Below are 15,846 nucleotides of genomic sequence, written 5' to 3'. Positions count from 1 at the left end.
CAGAGGAGCGGCGGGGGCCGGGGGACGGCGCCCGATGAGCTCCGTACGGCGGCGTCGGGACGTCATGCGTCTGGTGGGGCTCGCGAGTCTCCTGGGGCGAGTTGTTCACGGCGCCAGAAGCTAACGGAGGGACCGTCACCCTCCAAAGCCATTCGGCTACTTTGCGTAGTCGAATGCTTGTGCCGTGTTCGCCGCCAGTGCCGCCGCCAGCGTGTCCTCGTCGATGCCGCGGACGGCGGCCATCGCACGCACCGTGACCGGAACGAGGTACGGCGCGTTGGGCCGTCCGCGGTACGGCACCGGCGTCAGGAAGGGCGCGTCGGTCTCCACGAGGACCAGCTCCAGCGGGGCGACGGCCAGGGCGTCCCGCAGGTTCTGGGCGTTCTTGAAGGTGACGTTGCCGGCGAAGGACATGTAGTAGCCGGCGCGGGCGCACACCTCGGCCATCTCCGCGTCCCCGGAGTAGCAGTGGAACACCGTCCGCTCGGGGGCGCCCTCCTCCTTGAGGATGCGCAGGACGTCGGCGTGGGCCTCGCGGTCGTGGATGACGAGGGTCTTGTTGTGCCGCTTGGCGATCTCGATGTGGGCGCGGAAGGACCGCTCCTGCGCCTCCTTGCCCTCGGGGCCGGTGCGGAAGTAGTCGAGCCCGGTCTCGCCGACGCCCTTGACCTGGGGCAGCGCGGCCAGCCGGTCGATCTCGGCCAGCGCCTCGTCCAGCGCCGCGTCCCCGCCCGGCTCGCGGGGTCCCTGCCGGGACCATCCGTCGGGGTCGCCGTGCACGATGCGCGGGGCCTCGTTCGGGTGCAGGGCGACCGCGGCGTGGACGCTCCCGTACGCCGCCGCCGTCTCGGCCGCCCACTGCGAGCTCTTGAGGTCGCAGCCGACCTGGACGACCGTCGTCACTCCCACGGACGCGGCCTTGGCCAGGCCCTCCTCGACGGTGCCGGACTGCATGTCGAGGTGGGTGTGGGAGTCGGCGACCGGGATCCGGAGCGGCTCCGGAAGCGGGGGCGCCGCGTTCTTGTCGGCGGTGGAAGGCATGCCTCGATCCTACGAACCCGGCGACAGGGGGATGCCGCCCCCGCCCGCCGTCCCGTGCGGCACCCTTCTCACATCCCCGTCTCACATCCCCGCGCGGCTCACCCGCCCGTGTGCCTCACGCCTTCCTCGTGGGCCCGTTCTTCGTGGGCCCGGCGTGCCCGGCGCCCTCGGCGTGCTTGGCGGCGACCACCGCGTCGAACACCTCCCGCTTGGGCACCCCGGCCTCGGCCGCGACCGCCGCGATGGCCTCCTTGCGCCGCTCGCCGGCCTCCTCACGCGCCCGTACCCGCCGCACCAGCTCCTCGGCGTCGACCTCCTCGCCCGCCTTCTCGGGTGCCCCCTCGACCACGACGGTGATCTCGCCGCGCACCCCCTCGGCGGCCCAGGCGGCCAGCTCCCCGAGCCCGCCGCGCCGCACCTCCTCGTAGGTTTTGGTCAGCTCCCGGCACACGGCGGCCCGCCGCTGGGCGCCGAACACCTCGGCCATCGCGGCGAGCGTGTCGCCGAGCCGGTGCGGGGCCTCGAAGTAGACCAGCGTGCGCCGCTCGCCGGCAACCTCCCGCAGCCGGGACAGCCGCTCGCCCGCCTTGCGCGGCAGGAACCCCTCGAAGCAGAACCGGTCGACGGGCAGCCCGGACAGCGCGAGCGCGGTGAGCACGGCGGACGGCCCCGGGACGGCCGTCACCCGCACGTTCTTCTCGACGGCCGCCGCGACCAGCCGGTAGCCGGGGTCGGACACCGAGGGCATGCCCGCGTCCGTCACCAGCAGCACGCGTGCGCCGCCGAGCAGCTCCTCGACCAGCTCCGGCGTACGGGCGGACTCGTTGCCCTCGAAGTACGACACGACGCGCCCCTTGGGGGTCACGCCGAGCGCCTGCGCGAGCCGGCGCAGACGCCGGGTGTCCTCGGCGGCGACCACGTCCGCACCGGCCAGTTCCTCGGCGAGCCGGGGCGGTGCGTCCTGGACGTCACCGATGGGAGTGCCCGCCAAAACCAGGGTTCCAGTCACGCGCTCCATCCTCTCAAGTCCTCTGCAAGGCGGACGTATCCGGCCGGTACCGGCCATGGGCGGGACTCCCGCGGGACGGTTCCCTACGATGGCGCGGTGACCAGTACCGCGTCCTCCACGGACACCCGGCAGGACCTGGCCCCGTACGACCAGCGGCCGTCGTGGCAGCAGCGGCTGCGCCGCTTCGGCCATGCGGCGGGGCCCACGAGCGACGTCCGCGACCGTCTGGTGCCGCCGTTCACCAGGCCCGGCCCACGCCTGTGGGCGGCCCTCGGCATCCCGCGCACGCTCGCCGACCGGATCGTCCGCTGGTCGGCCTGGGGCGGTCCCCTGCTGGTCGCGCTGCTGGCGGGCGTGCTGCGGTTCTGGAACCTGGGCAGCCCGAAGGCGGTGATATTCGACGAGACGTACTACGCCAAGGACGCGTGGGCGATCGTCCACCGCGGCTTCGAGGTCAACTGGGACAAGAACGTCAACGACCTGATCCTGAGGACCGGCGGCGACGTCCCCATCCCCACGGACGCGTCGTACGTCGTGCACCCGCCGGTCGGCAAGTACGTGATCGGCCTCGGGGAGCTGGTCTTCGGATTCACCCCGTTCGGCTGGCGGTTCATGACGGCCCTGCTCGGCACGCTGTCCGTGCTGATGCTGTGCCGGATCGGCCGGAGGCTGTTCCGCTCGACCTTCCTGGGCTGTCTGGCGGGCGCGCTCATGGCCGTGGACGGTCTGCACTTCGTGATGAGCCGGACCGCGCTGCTCGACGGCGTGCTGATGTTCTTCGTGCTGGCCGCCTTCGGCTGTCTGCTCATCGACCGCGACCGGGCCCGGGCGAAACTCGCCGCCGCGCTCCCGGCCGACGCCGACGGCCGGGTCCGGCCCGACGCGCACACGGCCGAGACGACCCGTCTGGGCCCGCGCCCGTGGCGCTGGGCGGCGGGCCTCATGCTGGGCCTGGCGTTCGGCACCAAGTGGAACGGCCTGTACATCATGGCCGCGTTCGGCGTGATGACCGTGCTGTGGGACGTCGGCTCCCGCAGGGTGGCCGGTGCCCGGCGTCCGTATCTGACCGTGCTGAAGCGGGACCTGGGCCTGGCGTTCCTGTCCACGGTCCCGGTCGCGCTCACCGTCTACCTGGTCTCCTGGATCGGCTGGATCCTCTCCCCCGCCGACGGCACCGGCGGCTACTTCCGCGACTGGGCGGCCAAGGCCGGCCGCGGCGGCGACTGGACCTTCCTGCCGGACTGGCTGCGCAGCCTGTGGCACTACGAGCACCAGGTCTACACGTTCCACGTCGGCCTGTCCTCGCCGCACCCCTACCAGTCCAACCCGTGGAGCTGGCTCGTCAACGGCCGCCCGGTGTCGTACTTCTACGAGTCCCCCTCCCCCGGCACCGACGGCTGCCCGGCGGACACGGCCGACAAGTGCGCCCGCGAGGTCCTCGCCATCGGCACCCCCCTGCTGTGGTGGGCGGCCTGCGCGGCACTGGTGTACGTGCTGTGGCGGTGGTTCTTCCGCCGCGACTGGCGCGCGGGCGCCATCGCCTGCGGCGTGGCGGCCGGCTATCTGCCCTGGTTCTTCTACCAGGAGCGCACGATCTTCTTCTTCTACTCCATCGTCTTCCTGCCGTTCCTCTGCCTCGCGGTGGCGATGCTGATCGGCGCGATCGTCGGCCCGCCCGGCTCCACGGAGACCCGCCGCGTCACGGGCGCGGCCGGCGCGGGGGTCCTGGTCCTGCTGATCGCCTGGAACTTCATCTACTTCTGGCCCCTGTACACCGGCATCCCCATCCCCATCGACGACTGGCGGGCCCGGATGTGGCTGGATACCTGGGTGTGAGCCGGGCGATCGATCTCTGTTCGGACAACATCCGGAAACAGGGCTCACAGGTCCCCCGTGACCCCCTAGAGTCGGTGGCTCTTCGAAGGGGGAGGGGGCGCGGTATGCGCAAGGGGGCGAAAGTCGCCGTGGTCGGCGGTGTGTTCGCCGCGTTGATGGGCGGGGCCGGGTACGGGGCCTTCACCCTGGTGTCCGCACTGCACGACCCGACGGGCCGCCCGGCGCAGGTCAGGACCGGGCCGCCGAGCGGGGACGAGGTGCGGGAGACGTCGGCGAAGTTCTTCGCGGCCTGGGAGAAGGGCGAGGCGCAGACGGCCGCGTCGTACACGAACTTCCCCGAGGCGGCCGGGCAGCTGCTCGCCGCCTACGGGCACGAGGCGCACATCACCGATGTGCGGATCACGCCCGGCGCGGTCTCCGGGACCACCGTGCCCTTCTCGGTCGAGGCGACCGTGTCCTACGACGGGACGTCGAAGCCTCTCGCCTACCGCAGCAAGCTGACCGTCGTGCGCGGCGTCACCACGCACCGGCCGCTGGTCGACTGGGACCCGTCGGTGGTGCACCCCGAGCTGAAGAAGGGCGACACGCTCGTCACGGGCGAGTCGAAGGCGCCGCCGATCGAGGCCGTCGACCGCGACGGCACCGTGCTGACCCGGGACGAGTACCCCTCCCTCGGGCCGATCCTGGACGAGCTGCGGAAGAAGTACGGCGACAAGGCGGGCGGCAGACCCGCGGTCGAGCTGCGCATACGGCACCAGGACTCCGGTGCCGCCGAGACCCCGCTGATCACCCTCGCCAAGGGCCGGCCGGGCAGGCTGCCCACGACCATCAGCGCGCGGGTGCAGGCGGCGGCCGAGCGGGCCGTGCGGAATCACGCCGAGTCGTCCGTGGTCGCCGTGAAGCCGTCCACCGGCGAGATCCTCGCGGTCGCCAACCATCGCGCCGACGGTTTCAACGCCGCCTTCCTCGGCCGGCTCGCCCCCGGCTCCACCATGAAGATCATCAGCGCGGCCACGCTCATCGACAACGGGATCACCACGGCGAACGGTCCGGCGCCCTGCCCCGACACGGCGGTGTGGCAGGGCCGGATCTTCCGCAACCTGGAGGGCATGGTCCCCGACGAGGACGCCACTCTCGCGGAGAGCTTCGCCCGTTCCTGCAACACGGCGTTCGTGAAGTACGCGGACGAGGTCGCGGTGGACTCCCTGACCCGGGAGGCCGAGGAGCGCTTCGGGCTCGGCCGGGACGACTGGAAGGTCGGGGTCCCGTCCTTCGACGGCTCGGTGCCCGCCTCCGGCGGCCCGGACACCGCGGCCAACCTCCTCGGCCAGGGCCAGGTCCAGATGAGCCCGCTGACCATGGCGTCGGTGACGGCCACCGCGATGACCGGCACCTTCCGCCAGCCGGTCGTCGTCCCGCCGTCGCTCGACGACCGCCCGCTGGCCCGGGCCCGGGGCCTGTCGCCGGGCACGGTCGCCCAGCTGCGGCAGATGATGCACCGCGCCGCCACCCGTGGCACCGCGGCCGCCGCGATGGCGGGTCTGAGCGGCAGCATCGGCGCGAAGACCGGTTCCGCGGAGGTGGACGGCCAGGCCCGGCCCAACAGCTGGTTCACCGGCTACCGGAACGACCTGGCGGCTGCCGCCATGGCCCAGCAGGGCGGTCGCGGCGGCGACGCGGCGGGCCCGATCGTGGCGGCCGTCCTGCGCGCGGGCGGCTGAGCCGCCTCCCGGCCGGCCCCGCCCCGGGCCGCAGCGACGCCGAGATCCCCCGCCCGCCGGGGAGTTGGGGCAGTCCGTGACCCCCCGCCGCCCCGGGCGGGACCGGCAGGCAGACTCTAGGGTGATGGCCGACGCCAAGAAGCGTGTGGCGGGTGAGGGCGGTGGGGGCGCCCCGGGTAATCGCGAAGGACGGAACGCAGTGGGCAAGAGAAGACGCGTCACCGGGCGGCAGGGCGAGCGGCGGAGGACGGCGTCTCCCGTCGTGATCGGTGGAGTGATCGCCGTGGTGGCCGTCGGCGCGGGAGTCGGCGGCTACGCGATGTTCAGCGGTGACTCCGCGGACGGAAGCCGGACGCAGACCTCGGCACAGACCCGCAAGGCGGTGAAGACCGGCCCGCTGTCGGCGGACGAGGTGCAGACCGCGGCCACACGGTTCCTGACCGCCTGGCAGGAGGGCAGGCCCGCCGAGGCGGCGGCCGCGACGAACGACTCCGCGGCGGCCGGCGCCCTGCTGACCGGTTACGCCAAGGACGCGCATCTGAAGGACGTCACGCTGACCCCGGGCACCCCCGACGGCGCCAAAGTGCCGTTCTCCGTGAAGGCCACGGTGTCGTACCAGGGGCAGTCCAAGCCGCTGACGTACGACAGCGAGCTGACCGTCGTCCGGCGTGCCTCGGACGGCGAGCCGGTCGTCGACTGGCACGCCGCCGTCGTCCACCCCGATCTGCGGGACGGCGACACCCTGGTCACCGGCGAGGCCGGCACCCCGCCGGTGAAGGCCCTGGACCGGGACGGCAACGAGCTGAGCACCGACACGTACCCGTCACTGGGCCCGGTCCTGGACGGGCTGCGCGCGAAGTACGGCAGGACGGCGGGCGGCACGGCGGGCGTGGAGCTGAGGGTCGTCCGCGGCGAGGAGTCGAAGAAGGCGGAGCTGTCCGACAAGACGCTCCTGGAGCTGAGCAAGGGCACGCCGGGCACGGTGAAGACGACGCTGAGCCCGTCCCTGCAGGCCGCGGCCGAGCAGGAGGTGGCCCGCAGGAAGCGGGCCTCGGTGGTGGTGCTGCGCCCGTCGACCGGCGAGATCCTCGCGGTGGCGAACAGCAACCGCAACTTCAACGTCGCCTTCCAGGGCTCCCTCGCCCCCGGCTCCACGATGAAGGTCGTCACCGCGTCGCTGCTCATAGAGAAGGGGCTGGCCTCGGCCGACAAGCCGCACCCCTGCCCGAAGACGTTCACCTACGGCGGCTGGAAGTTCCACAACTACAAGAAGTTCGAGATCAAGAACGGCACGTTCAAGGCGAGCTTCGCCAGCTCCTGCAACACGGCCTTCATCAGCCAGGCGGAGAAACTGAAGAACTCCGACCTGACCCAGCACGCCCAGCAGTTCTTCGGCCTGGGCCTGGACAACTGGGCGGTCGGCGTGCCGACCTTCGACGGCGCGGTCCCGGTGCAGTCGGCGGCCCCGATGGCCGCGTCGCTCATCGGTCAGGGCGGGGTCCGGATGAACCCGCTGACCATGGCGTCGGTGGCCGCGACGGTCAAGGAGGGCACCTTCCGTCAGCCCTACCTGGTCCCGCCGTCCGTCGACAACCGCAAGCTCGCCACGGCCTCCCGCACGATATCCCCGTCCGCGCTGTCCCAGCTGCGCGATCTGATGAAGCACACGGCCGCGGCCGGCACCGCCGCCGAGGCCATGGCCGGTCTCGGCCCGGACTTCGGTGCGAAGACCGGTTCCGCCGAGGTCGACAACCAGGAGAAGCCCAACGGCTGGTTCATCGCCTACCGCGGTGACCTCGCCGCGGCGGCCGTCGTCCAGGCGGCCGGCACCGGCGGCGAGACGGCGGGCCCGATCGTGGCGTCCCTGCTGAAGGCGGGCGGCTGAGCACATCGCGCCCCGGTGTGCGCACACCGCACTCCCGCGTGAGCACACCGTGTCCCCGGCGGCCGGCGGCGGCCGTCAGGTCGTCCGGCCCTCCCCCGTCTCATCCGTGGACGGCCGCCGCCGCTGCCGTCGCGGCCGCCCTGTGGATCCGCCGCAGGAACCTGGTCAGCGTCCAGGTCTCGAACTGCACGACCGACACCCCCTGGGCGGAGTGCAGCTCGATCACGGTCTGTGCCCGCCCGCACGGCCACACCCGCACCTCGCCGTCGCCCGCCGGGGCGCGCAGTCCCTGTTCGAGAAGCGACCGGGGAAAGGCGCGCTCGTCCCTGCCGGGCAGGCCGATCCGCACCTCGCGCGGGTCCGCCAGGGGGTCGTGGCGCAGGACGACCTGCACGGCGACGTCCTCCTGGTCGTCCCGGCCGCCGTCCGTGAGTATGTGGGCGCGTGCGTACTCCTCGACTACCGGCATCGGGCAAACCCCTTTTACGTCGTGCCGCTTTTACGTCGTGCCGCCTGCGCGAGAGCCGCATCCTGCGATGCGCTCACGCGCCCCTCATGCCCCGTATTGCCCGAAATACACTCCCCGAATCCGGCACGGAACCACGCATTCGTGCTTATGCACAACTCCCTCGCTCTTGCGAAGGGATTGCAACAAGCCACACCATTGAGCGGTGCATGTGCCTGATGGATTCCTCAACGCGCCCACGTCCGCCGTCGCCGGAGTCGTCGCCGCCGGCGCCATCGCCGTCGGTCTGCGCGGCGCGCGCCGGGAACTCGACGAGCGGACCGCGCCGCTGGCCGGCCTCGTCGCGGCGTTCGTCTTCGCCGCACAGATGATCAACTTCCCCGTCGCGGCCGGAACCAGCGGCCACCTCCTCGGCGGGGCACTGGCCGCGATCCTCGTGGGCCCCTGCACCGGGATCCTGTGCATCTCGGTCGTCCTGCTCGTCCAGGGCCTGCTCTTCGCCGACGGCGGGCTGACCGCGCTCGGCGTCAACATCACCCTCATGGCGGTCGTCACCGCGGTCGTCGCCTACGCCGTCTTCCGCGGCCTGGTGAAACTGCTCCCGCGCGGCCGCCGCACGGTCACGGCCGCCTCCTTCGTCGCCGCCCTCGTCTCCGTGCCGGCCTCCGCCCTCGCCTTCACGCTGCTCTACGCGGCCGGCGGCACCACCGACGTCGCGATCGGCAAGGTCGCCACCGCCATGGTCGGCGTGCACGTCCTCATCGGCATCGGCGAGGCCGTGATCACCGCGCTGACCGTCGGCGCCGTCATCGCCGTACGCCCGGACCTGGTGCACGGCGCGCGCGACCTCCGGCAGCCTCTGAGGCTGCGGGTGAACGGGGAGCTCGTCGACGTCCCGGACGCCCCGAAGGACCCGGAGCCGGAGTCCGCCCCCGCCACGGCACGCTCCCACCGCCCGCTGTGGATCACCGGGCTGATCACGTCCCTCGTGCTCGCCGGCTTCGTCAGCTTCTACGCCTCCGCCGACCCCGACGGGCTGGAGAGGGTCGCCCAGGACCACGGCATCGACAAGACGGAGAAGGAGCACGCCTACGCCGACTCCCCGCTCGCCGACTACGGCGTGAAGGACGTCGCGAACGAGCGGCTGTCCGGCGGGCTCGCGGGCGTGATCGGCGTCGGGGTGACCGTCGCGGCGGGCAGCGGCGTCTTCTGGGTGGTCCGCAGGCGCCGTACGGCCGCCGCCGGGTCCGGTGGGTCCGCCGAGTCCACCGGGTCCGCCGCGTCCTCCTCGTCCTCCTCCGGGTCCCGGACCGTCTGACATGGGCGCGAATGCGGGCACCGCCCACGCCCTCGGCGGGAAAGGGGCGCACCGGCTGTACCGGCACGGGCACTCCCCCGTGCACGCGCTGCCCCCGCACACCAAGCTCGTCGCGGTCTTCGCCTTCGTCCTGGTCGTGGTGTCGACCCCGCGGGAGGCGATGTGGGCGTACGCCCTGTACGCCCTTCTGCTCGCGGTCGTCGCCTCCGTGGCCCGTGTGCCCGCCGGTTTCCTGCTCAAGCGGCTGCTGATCGAGGTGCCGTTCGTCGCGTTCGCGGTGCTGCTGCCGTTCGTGGCGGAGGGCGAGCGGGTGGACGTCCTCGGGCTGTCGCTGAGCGTGAACGGTCTGTGGGGCGCCTGGAACGTGCTCGCCAAGGGCACCCTGGGCGTGGCCGCCTCGGTCCTGCTCGCCGCCACCACCGAACCGCGGGAGCTGCTGCTGGGCCTGCAGCGCCTCAGGCTCCCCCCGCTGCTGGTGCAGATCGCCTCCTTCATGATCCGCTACGGCGACGTCATCGCCGACGAGATGCGGCGGATGCGGATCGCCCGGGAGTCGCGCGGCTTCGAGGCGCGCGGCCCGCGGCACTGGAGCGTGCTCGCCAAGTCCGCGGGGGCGCTGTTCATCCGCGCCTACGAGCGCGGGGAACGGGTCCATCTGGCCATGGTGAGCCGGGGGTACGCCGGTTCCATGCCGGTCGTCGACGAGGTGACCGCGTCCCGGGCGCAGTGGTCGTACGCCCTGGCCCTCCCCGGTGCGGCGCTCGTGGTCTGTCTGCTGGGATGGACGCTATGACTGTCTCCCTCGAGGTCTCCGGCCTCGCCTTCGCCTATCCCGACGGCCACCAGGCCCTGTTCGGCGTGGACTTCCGCATCGAGCGCGGGGAGCGGGTGGCGCTGCTCGGCCCGAACGGCGCCGGGAAGACCACCCTCGTGCTGCATCTGAACGGCATTCTGAGCGGCGGCACCGGCACGGTGCGGGTGGCCGGGCTGCCGGTCGGGAAGAAGAACCTGGCCACGATCCGGCAGAAGGTCGGCATCGTCTTCCAGGACCCGGACGACCAGCTGTTCATGCCGACCGTGCGGGAGGACGTGGCCTTCGGGCCGGCGGCGGCCGGGCTGAGGGGCCCGGAGCTGGAGCGGCGGGTGCACACCGCCCTGGAACGGGTCGGCATGCGGGAGTTCGCCGACCGCCCGCCGCACCACCTCTCCCTCGGCCAGCGCCGCCGGGTCGCCGTGGCGACCGTCCTCGCCATGGAGCCGGAGATCCTGGTCCTGGACGAGCCCTCGTCCAATCTCGACCCGGCCTCGCGGCGCGAACTGGCCGACATCCTGCGCTCGTTGGACGTGACGGTGCTCATGGTCACCCACGATCTGCCGTATGCGCTGGAGCTGTGCCCGCGTTCGCTGATCCTGAGCGACGGGGTGATCGTGGCGGACGGCCCGACCGGCGAGCTGCTCTCCGACGACGCGCTGCTGCGCGCCCACCGCCTGGAGCTGCCCTTCGGCTTCGATCCGCGGTCCGTGACAATGGGCGCGTGACGCGCCACCACGACGAAGGGCCCGCCGGGTCGCTGCTGCTGGACGACCAGCTGTGCTTCGCGCTGTACGCCGCCCAGCGCGCGGTGACGGCCGTGTACCGGCCGCTTCTCGACGAGCTGGGTCTCACCTACCCCCAGTACCTGGTGCTGCTGGTGCTGTGGGAGCAGGGGGAGAGCACGGTGAAGGAACTGGCCACGGCGCTGCGCCTGGACTACGGCACGGTGTCGCCGCTGCTGAAGCGGCTGGAGGCGGCGGGGCTGGTGCGCCGGGAGCGGTCGGTGCGCGACGAGCGGTCGGTGCTCGTGACGGTCACCGGACGCGGGGAGGAACTCCGGGAGCGTGCGGCGCGCGTGCCCGGCACGCTGCTGGCGACGACGGGGGTCGGCGCGGCGGAGGCCGTACGGCTGCGCGAGGAGCTGTGGCGGCTGACGGAGCGCGCGGAGGCGGCCGTACGGCGCTCCTGACCGCCCCTGACCGCTCCTGACTGCTCCCGACCGGTGACGCGCCGGTGCCGGCCGGGTCCCGGCGCGGGATCCGGCCGGCACCGGCCGGACGAGTTCTCCGTATGCCTCCGTGTGCGACGGAACTCCCGCCGCCTCAGAGGTGGATGGGCTGCGACGTGCGGCCCGATGCCTCGTCGATCTCGGTGTGTGCCTTGGACAACAGCTGCATGGCGAGATCGTTCAGTGCCCTTGCTCCGGCGATCTCCTCGCCGACGCGGGGCTGATTCGCATCGGTGTGGTGCCTGGTGGCCCGCCCGTGCGCCCGGATCTCGCTGCCGTCGGGCAGCCGGACCACCGCCACCGCCCGGGTGTGCTGGTCGTCCTCCTTGAACTCCAGCTCGACATGCCATCCCACTGCGGTCTTCATCATGACGATCACCTCCGGAACACCTGATTCCAGGGTGCTCCTCACACGGCGCTCGTGCATCCAAGGAGTCCGGGAAGCCGGCCCCGCCCCGCCGGGCAACCGGTCCTGCCCGCCGGGAACCGGCTCCGTCCCCGCCGGGCGGCCGGCCCTATCCCGCGTGCAGCATCAGCCCGATCCCGACGACCAGCAGCCCCGCGGCCGCGATGCGCGGCACTCCGAAGCGCTCCTTGAAGAACACCGCGCCGATCGCGGCGCCCACGATGATCGACGACTCCCGCAGGGCGGCGATCGGTGCGAGTTCCGCCTTCGTCTGCGCCCACAGCACCAGCGCGTACGCCGTCACGGACAGCGCCGCCCCGAGCAGCCCGAGTGCGGCGTGGGACCGCAGCACGGCCGCCGTGCTCCCGCGCCGGCGCCACACCGCGTACGCCGGGATCGCCGTGCCCTGGACCGCCATCAGCCAGGCGATGTAGCCGAGGGACGACCCCGAGGCGCGTACTCCGAGCCCGTCGACGACCGTGTACAGCGCGATGGACAGTCCCGTCGCCAGCGCGGCGCCGATCGCCGCCCAGTTCGGCCGGTGTCCGCGCAGGCCCCACAGGGCGACACCGGTCAGGCCGGCGCAGGACAGGGCGATGCCCGTGGCCGTCCAGCCGTCGGGCACCTCGTGCGCGAAGACGGCCGCGAGCACGGTGACGACGAGCGGTGCGGTGCCGCGTGCGATCGGATAGGCCTGCCCGAAGTCGCCGAGCCGGAAGGACTTCATCAGCAGGGCGTAGTACACGATGTGGATGGCCGCCGAGGCCAGCAGGTACGGCCATGCGCCGGGCGCCGGCAACGGGACGAACGGCGCCATGGCCAGCCCGATCAGCAGGCCCCCGCCCGTGATGAGCGTGAACCCGACCAGTTTGTCGGTGATCCGGTGGGCGATCGCGTTCCAGCTGGCGTGGGTGACCGCCGCGAGCAGCACGGCTGCGGTGACGACCGGGGTCACGCGGTGCGCTCGCGTACGTCCACAAGGGCGCCGCCGGCCTGGGCGACCAGTTCCTTGGGGTCCATCGGGAAGACGGTGTACGGGGTTCCGGCGGCTGCCCAGACCACGTCGTGGTCCAGCAGCGCCCGGTCGGCGAGCACCCGGGTGCGCGTGCGGTGCCCGAAGGGCGGTACGCCGCCGATGGCGTACCCGGTGGTCTCCCGGACGACGTCGGCCCTGGCCCGGGCGACCTTCCGGGCGCCGAGCTCCTCCCGTACGCGCTCGAGGTCCACACGGGAGGCTCCGTCCACGAGGACCAGGACCGGCACGCCTTCCTCGGCTTTCCCCTCGCCGGACTTTCGGTCGTGCTCGAGCAGGGGGGATCCCCAGACGGCGAAGACGAGCGACTTGCAGATCTGGCTCAGCTCGCAGCCGACGGCTGCGGCGGCCTCGACGGCGGTCCGGGTGGACTCGGGGAAGTGGCGGACCTCGGCGATCAGTTCCTGAAGCCCCCGCTCGCGCAGGGCCTCGGCGAAACGGGGATGGGCCGCCGACTCGGGAGGCGTGGTCATGAGCGGCAGGTTAGCCGCCAGGGGCCGCGGCCGGGCAATCCCTTTCCGCCGGTGGGGCACGCCTTTCCGCCGGTGGGGCACGCCGCGAAGGCGGCGGGCCGCCCGGCGGACGCGGACCGCCGCATCCGGCCGCCGGACGGACAGCTCCCCGTACGGGCAAGGCCGGTGAGGGTGCGCCGTCCCCAAGGCACCCCCACCGGCCGGTCCTTCGGCGAGGCCGTGGATCAGGCCCGCACCAGTGCCCGGTCCTCGGCCGGGGCGTCCTGTCCGGTGCGCAGGCCCTCGCCCTCCACGTCCACGTTGGGCAGGACGCGGTCCAGCCACTTCGGCAGCCACCAGGCCTTGTGGCCCAGCAGGGCCAGGACCGCGGGCACGATCGCCATGCGCACGATGAACGCGTCGAAGAACACCGCGACCGCCAGGCCGAAGCCGATCATTCTGACCATCGACTCGCTGGAGCCGATGAACCCGGAGAAGACGGCGATCATGATGATCGCGGCGGCCGTGACCACCCGGGCGCCGTGCCGGAAGCCGGTCACCACGGCCTGGCCGGGCTTCTCCCCGTGGACGTAGGCCTCGCGCATCCGGGTCACGAGGAACACCTCGTAGTCCATGGCGAGACCGAAGACGACGCCCACCATGAAGATCGGCATCATCGACATGACCGGGCCGGTCTCCTCCACGCCCATCAGGTCGGCCATCCAGCCCCACTGGAAGACCGCGACCACCGCGCCGAGCGCCGCCAGCACCGACAGCAGGAAGCCGAGCGCCGCCTTGAGCGGGACGAGGACCGAGCGGAAGACCACGATCAGCAGCAGGAAGGCGAGGCCGACCACCAGGGCCAGGTACGGCAGCAGCGCGTCGTTCAGCTTCTGCGAGACGTCGATGTTCATCGCCGTGGCGCCGGTGACCAGGACCTTGGCGTCGGTCGTGTCCTCGATGTCGGCGCCCGCGCCGCGGATGGCGTGCACCAGGTCCTCGGTGGCGGTCGAGGACGGCTTGGACCGGGGCACGACGGTGACGATCGCGGTGTCGCCGGTCTCGTTGGGCTGCGCCGGGGTCACGGCCACGATGCCCTTGAGGTCCTTGATCTCGTCGGTGACCTTGGCGAAGGAGGCCTTCGGGTCGTCGCTGTCCTTCGCGTCCACCACGACCATGAGCGGACCGTTGACGCCGGGGCCGAAGCCCTGGGAGAGCAGGTCGTAGGCGCGGCGCTGGGTGGTGGAGGTCGGCTGGGAGCCGTCGTCGGGCAGGCCCAGTTCGAGGGAGGAGGACGGTATCGCGGCGGCGCCCAGGCCGACCGCGCCGATCAGCAGCACGACGACGGGACGGCGGACGACGAAGCTCGCCCAGCGCGTGCCCATGTTCGGCCGCCCCGGCTTCGTCCCGTTCTTCTCCTCGCCCTCCGCGGCGTCCTTCGCCTCGTCCTTCTTCCCGTCGCGTCCGCGGCCGAGCAGCCCGTTCCTCTCCCCGGCCGGCTTGATCGCGCGGCCCGCGTAGCCCAGCAGCGCCGGGATCATCGTGAGCGCGATGAGCACGGCGATGGCGACCGTGCCGGCCGCGGCGACGCCCATCTTCGTCAGCATCGGGATGTTGACCACGGACAGGCCGACCAGGGCGATCACGACGGTGAGACCGGCGAAGACCACCGCGGAGCCGGCCGTGCCGACGGCCCGGCCCGCCGCCTCCTCGCGCTCACGGCCCTCGGCGAGCTCCGCGCGGTAGCGGGAGACGATGAACAGGGCGTAGTCGATGCCGACCGCGAGGCCGATCATCGTGGCCAGGATGGAGGTGGTGGAGCCCAGGTCGAGGGGCTTGGCGAGAACGGTGATCGTCGCCACGCCGATGCCGACACCGATGATCGCGGTCAGCAGCGGCAGCCCGGCCGCGATCAGCGAGCCGAGGGTGATGACGAGGACGACGGCCGCGATCGCGATGCCGACGATCTCCGCCGTGCCGGTCTCGGGGGTGGTGAAGAGGGCGTCGCCGCCGATCTCCACGGTCAGTCCGGTCTCCCGCGCGTGCTGCGCGGCCTTCTTGAGGGCGGTGCGGGAGGATTCCTCCAGTTCTATCCCGGAGACCTTGTAGTTCACCGACGCGTACGCGATCGTGCCGTCCCGGCTGACGGCCCCGGTGGTGTAGGGGTCGGTGACGGCGGCGACCTCCGGGCCGCCGGACAGCTCCTTGACGGTCTTGTCCACGGTCGCCTTGTGGCCGGCGTCCGTCATCTTCTCGCCGTCGGGCGCCTTGAACACCACGCGCGCGGTCGCCCCGTCGGCGTTCGCGGCGGGGAAGCGCTGCTCCAGCAGGTCGAAGGCCCGCTGGGCCTCGGTGCCGGGGATGGAGAAGGAGGCGTTGCCCGCGGCGGGCGCGGAGGCGGCGCCGGCACCGGCGAGGGCGAGCAGCGCCACCCAGATCAGAGCGACGACATGCCGTCGCCGGAAGGCGAGGCGGCCGAGTCTGTAGAGGAACGTGGCCACGGTGACGTACTCCCGGTCAGGTCGTGGTGATTTCTTCTGGGCAGGGGTCATCGGCCCGACGACGTGAGCGGTGCGGCGTCAGGTGCTCGATCGATCGGGTGCTGCGCGGGCGGGGACGGTCAGGAGGGGGGTGCGC

Annotated in this window: 14 protein-coding genes; 7 read left to right on the top strand and 7 right to left on the bottom strand. The window is 72.5% G+C overall.

Annotated elements, in window-relative coordinates; all coding sequences use genetic code 11:
- Positions 1 to 156 precede the first annotated feature (156 nt).
- Together CCN35_RS03630 and rsmI are read right to left on the bottom strand one after the other, a co-directional pair.
- Positions 157 to 1,041, bottom strand: coding sequence for a TatD family hydrolase (locus CCN35_RS03630; protein WP_086791485.1), 885 nt, complete (start codon positions 1,039 to 1,041; stop codon positions 157 to 159).
- A 115-nt stretch (positions 1,042 to 1,156) separates the two neighbouring features.
- The gene (rsmI, locus tag CCN35_RS03625; protein WP_067396494.1) at positions 1,157 to 2,050 is read right to left on the bottom strand and encodes a 16S rRNA (cytidine(1402)-2'-O)-methyltransferase; all 894 of its coding nucleotides are present in this window, start codon (positions 2,048 to 2,050) and stop codon (positions 1,157 to 1,159) included.
- A 96-nt stretch (positions 2,051 to 2,146) separates the two neighbouring features.
- Here rsmI and CCN35_RS03620 point away from each other — a divergent pair, with 96 nt between their 5' ends.
- The 3 genes from CCN35_RS03620 (at position 2,147) to CCN35_RS03610 (ending at position 7,492) form a co-directional block, all read left to right on the top strand.
- Complete coding sequence (locus CCN35_RS03620) at positions 2,147 to 3,886, top strand: dolichyl-phosphate-mannose--protein mannosyltransferase (protein ID WP_067396373.1); 1,740 nt, start codon at positions 2,147 to 2,149, stop codon at positions 3,884 to 3,886.
- A 104-nt stretch (positions 3,887 to 3,990) separates the two neighbouring features.
- Positions 3,991 to 5,607: a penicillin-binding transpeptidase domain-containing protein gene (locus tag CCN35_RS03615; protein WP_086791483.1), complete on the top strand. Its 1,617-nt coding sequence runs from the start codon at positions 3,991 to 3,993 to the stop codon at positions 5,605 to 5,607.
- A gap of 199 nt (positions 5,608 to 5,806) precedes the next feature.
- The gene (locus CCN35_RS03610) at positions 5,807 to 7,492 is read left to right on the top strand and encodes a penicillin-binding transpeptidase domain-containing protein (RefSeq protein WP_067396367.1); all 1,686 of its coding nucleotides are present in this window, start codon (positions 5,807 to 5,809) and stop codon (positions 7,490 to 7,492) included.
- Between the two features lie 100 nt (positions 7,493 to 7,592).
- Here the strand turns inward: CCN35_RS03610 and CCN35_RS03605 are convergent, their stop codons facing one another.
- The gene (locus CCN35_RS03605) at positions 7,593 to 7,961 is read right to left on the bottom strand and encodes an SsgA family sporulation/cell division regulator (RefSeq protein WP_067396364.1); all 369 of its coding nucleotides are present in this window, start codon (positions 7,959 to 7,961) and stop codon (positions 7,593 to 7,595) included.
- Between the two features lie 202 nt (positions 7,962 to 8,163).
- Between CCN35_RS03605 and CCN35_RS03600 the strand changes: the two genes are divergently transcribed.
- From CCN35_RS03600 to CCN35_RS03585, 4 genes are read left to right on the top strand one after another with little or no spacing between them, the layout of a single operon-like run.
- Positions 8,164 to 9,276: an energy-coupling factor ABC transporter permease gene (locus CCN35_RS03600; protein ID WP_067396359.1), complete on the top strand. Its 1,113-nt coding sequence runs from the start codon at positions 8,164 to 8,166 to the stop codon at positions 9,274 to 9,276.
- A 1-nt stretch (position 9,277) separates the two neighbouring features.
- Complete coding sequence (gene cbiQ / locus CCN35_RS03595) at positions 9,278 to 10,069, top strand: cobalt ECF transporter T component CbiQ (protein WP_067396354.1); 792 nt, start codon at positions 9,278 to 9,280, stop codon at positions 10,067 to 10,069.
- Entirely contained in the window at positions 10,066 to 10,815 is a 750-nt protein-coding gene (locus tag CCN35_RS03590; protein ID WP_067396351.1) for an energy-coupling factor ABC transporter ATP-binding protein, read from the top strand. The genes cbiQ and CCN35_RS03590 overlap by 4 nt, the downstream gene beginning before the upstream one ends.
- Positions 10,812 to 11,279, top strand: coding sequence for a MarR family winged helix-turn-helix transcriptional regulator (locus CCN35_RS03585; protein WP_067396348.1), 468 nt, complete (start codon positions 10,812 to 10,814; stop codon positions 11,277 to 11,279). The genes CCN35_RS03590 and CCN35_RS03585 overlap by 4 nt, the downstream gene beginning before the upstream one ends.
- A 133-nt stretch (positions 11,280 to 11,412) precedes the next feature.
- Here CCN35_RS03585 and CCN35_RS03580 read toward each other — a convergent pair whose 3' ends face one another.
- The 4 genes from CCN35_RS03580 to CCN35_RS03565 form a co-directional block, all read right to left on the bottom strand.
- Entirely contained in the window at positions 11,413 to 11,688 is a 276-nt protein-coding gene (locus CCN35_RS03580; RefSeq protein WP_067396490.1) for a DUF1876 domain-containing protein, read from the bottom strand.
- 145 nt (positions 11,689 to 11,833) lie between these two features.
- Complete coding sequence (locus CCN35_RS03575; RefSeq protein ID WP_067396345.1) at positions 11,834 to 12,679, bottom strand: DMT family transporter; 846 nt, start codon at positions 12,677 to 12,679, stop codon at positions 11,834 to 11,836.
- Positions 12,676 to 13,230, bottom strand: coding sequence for a YbaK/EbsC family protein (locus CCN35_RS03570; RefSeq protein ID WP_086791481.1), 555 nt, complete (start codon positions 13,228 to 13,230; stop codon positions 12,676 to 12,678). Before CCN35_RS03570 ends, CCN35_RS03575 begins: the two co-directional genes overlap by 4 nt.
- A gap of 224 nt (positions 13,231 to 13,454) precedes the next feature.
- On the bottom strand, positions 13,455 to 15,710 hold the full coding sequence (locus tag CCN35_RS03565; protein ID WP_086791479.1) for an MMPL family transporter: 2,256 nt from the start codon (positions 15,708 to 15,710) through the stop codon (positions 13,455 to 13,457).
- Positions 15,711 to 15,846 lie beyond the last annotated feature (136 nt).

It is taken from the genome of Streptomyces thermovulgaris, from assembly GCF_002155915.1.
GTDB lineage: Bacteria > Actinomycetota > Actinomycetes > Streptomycetales > Streptomycetaceae > Streptomyces > Streptomyces thermovulgaris.
This window is presented reverse-complemented; position numbering and strand designations above follow the sequence as displayed.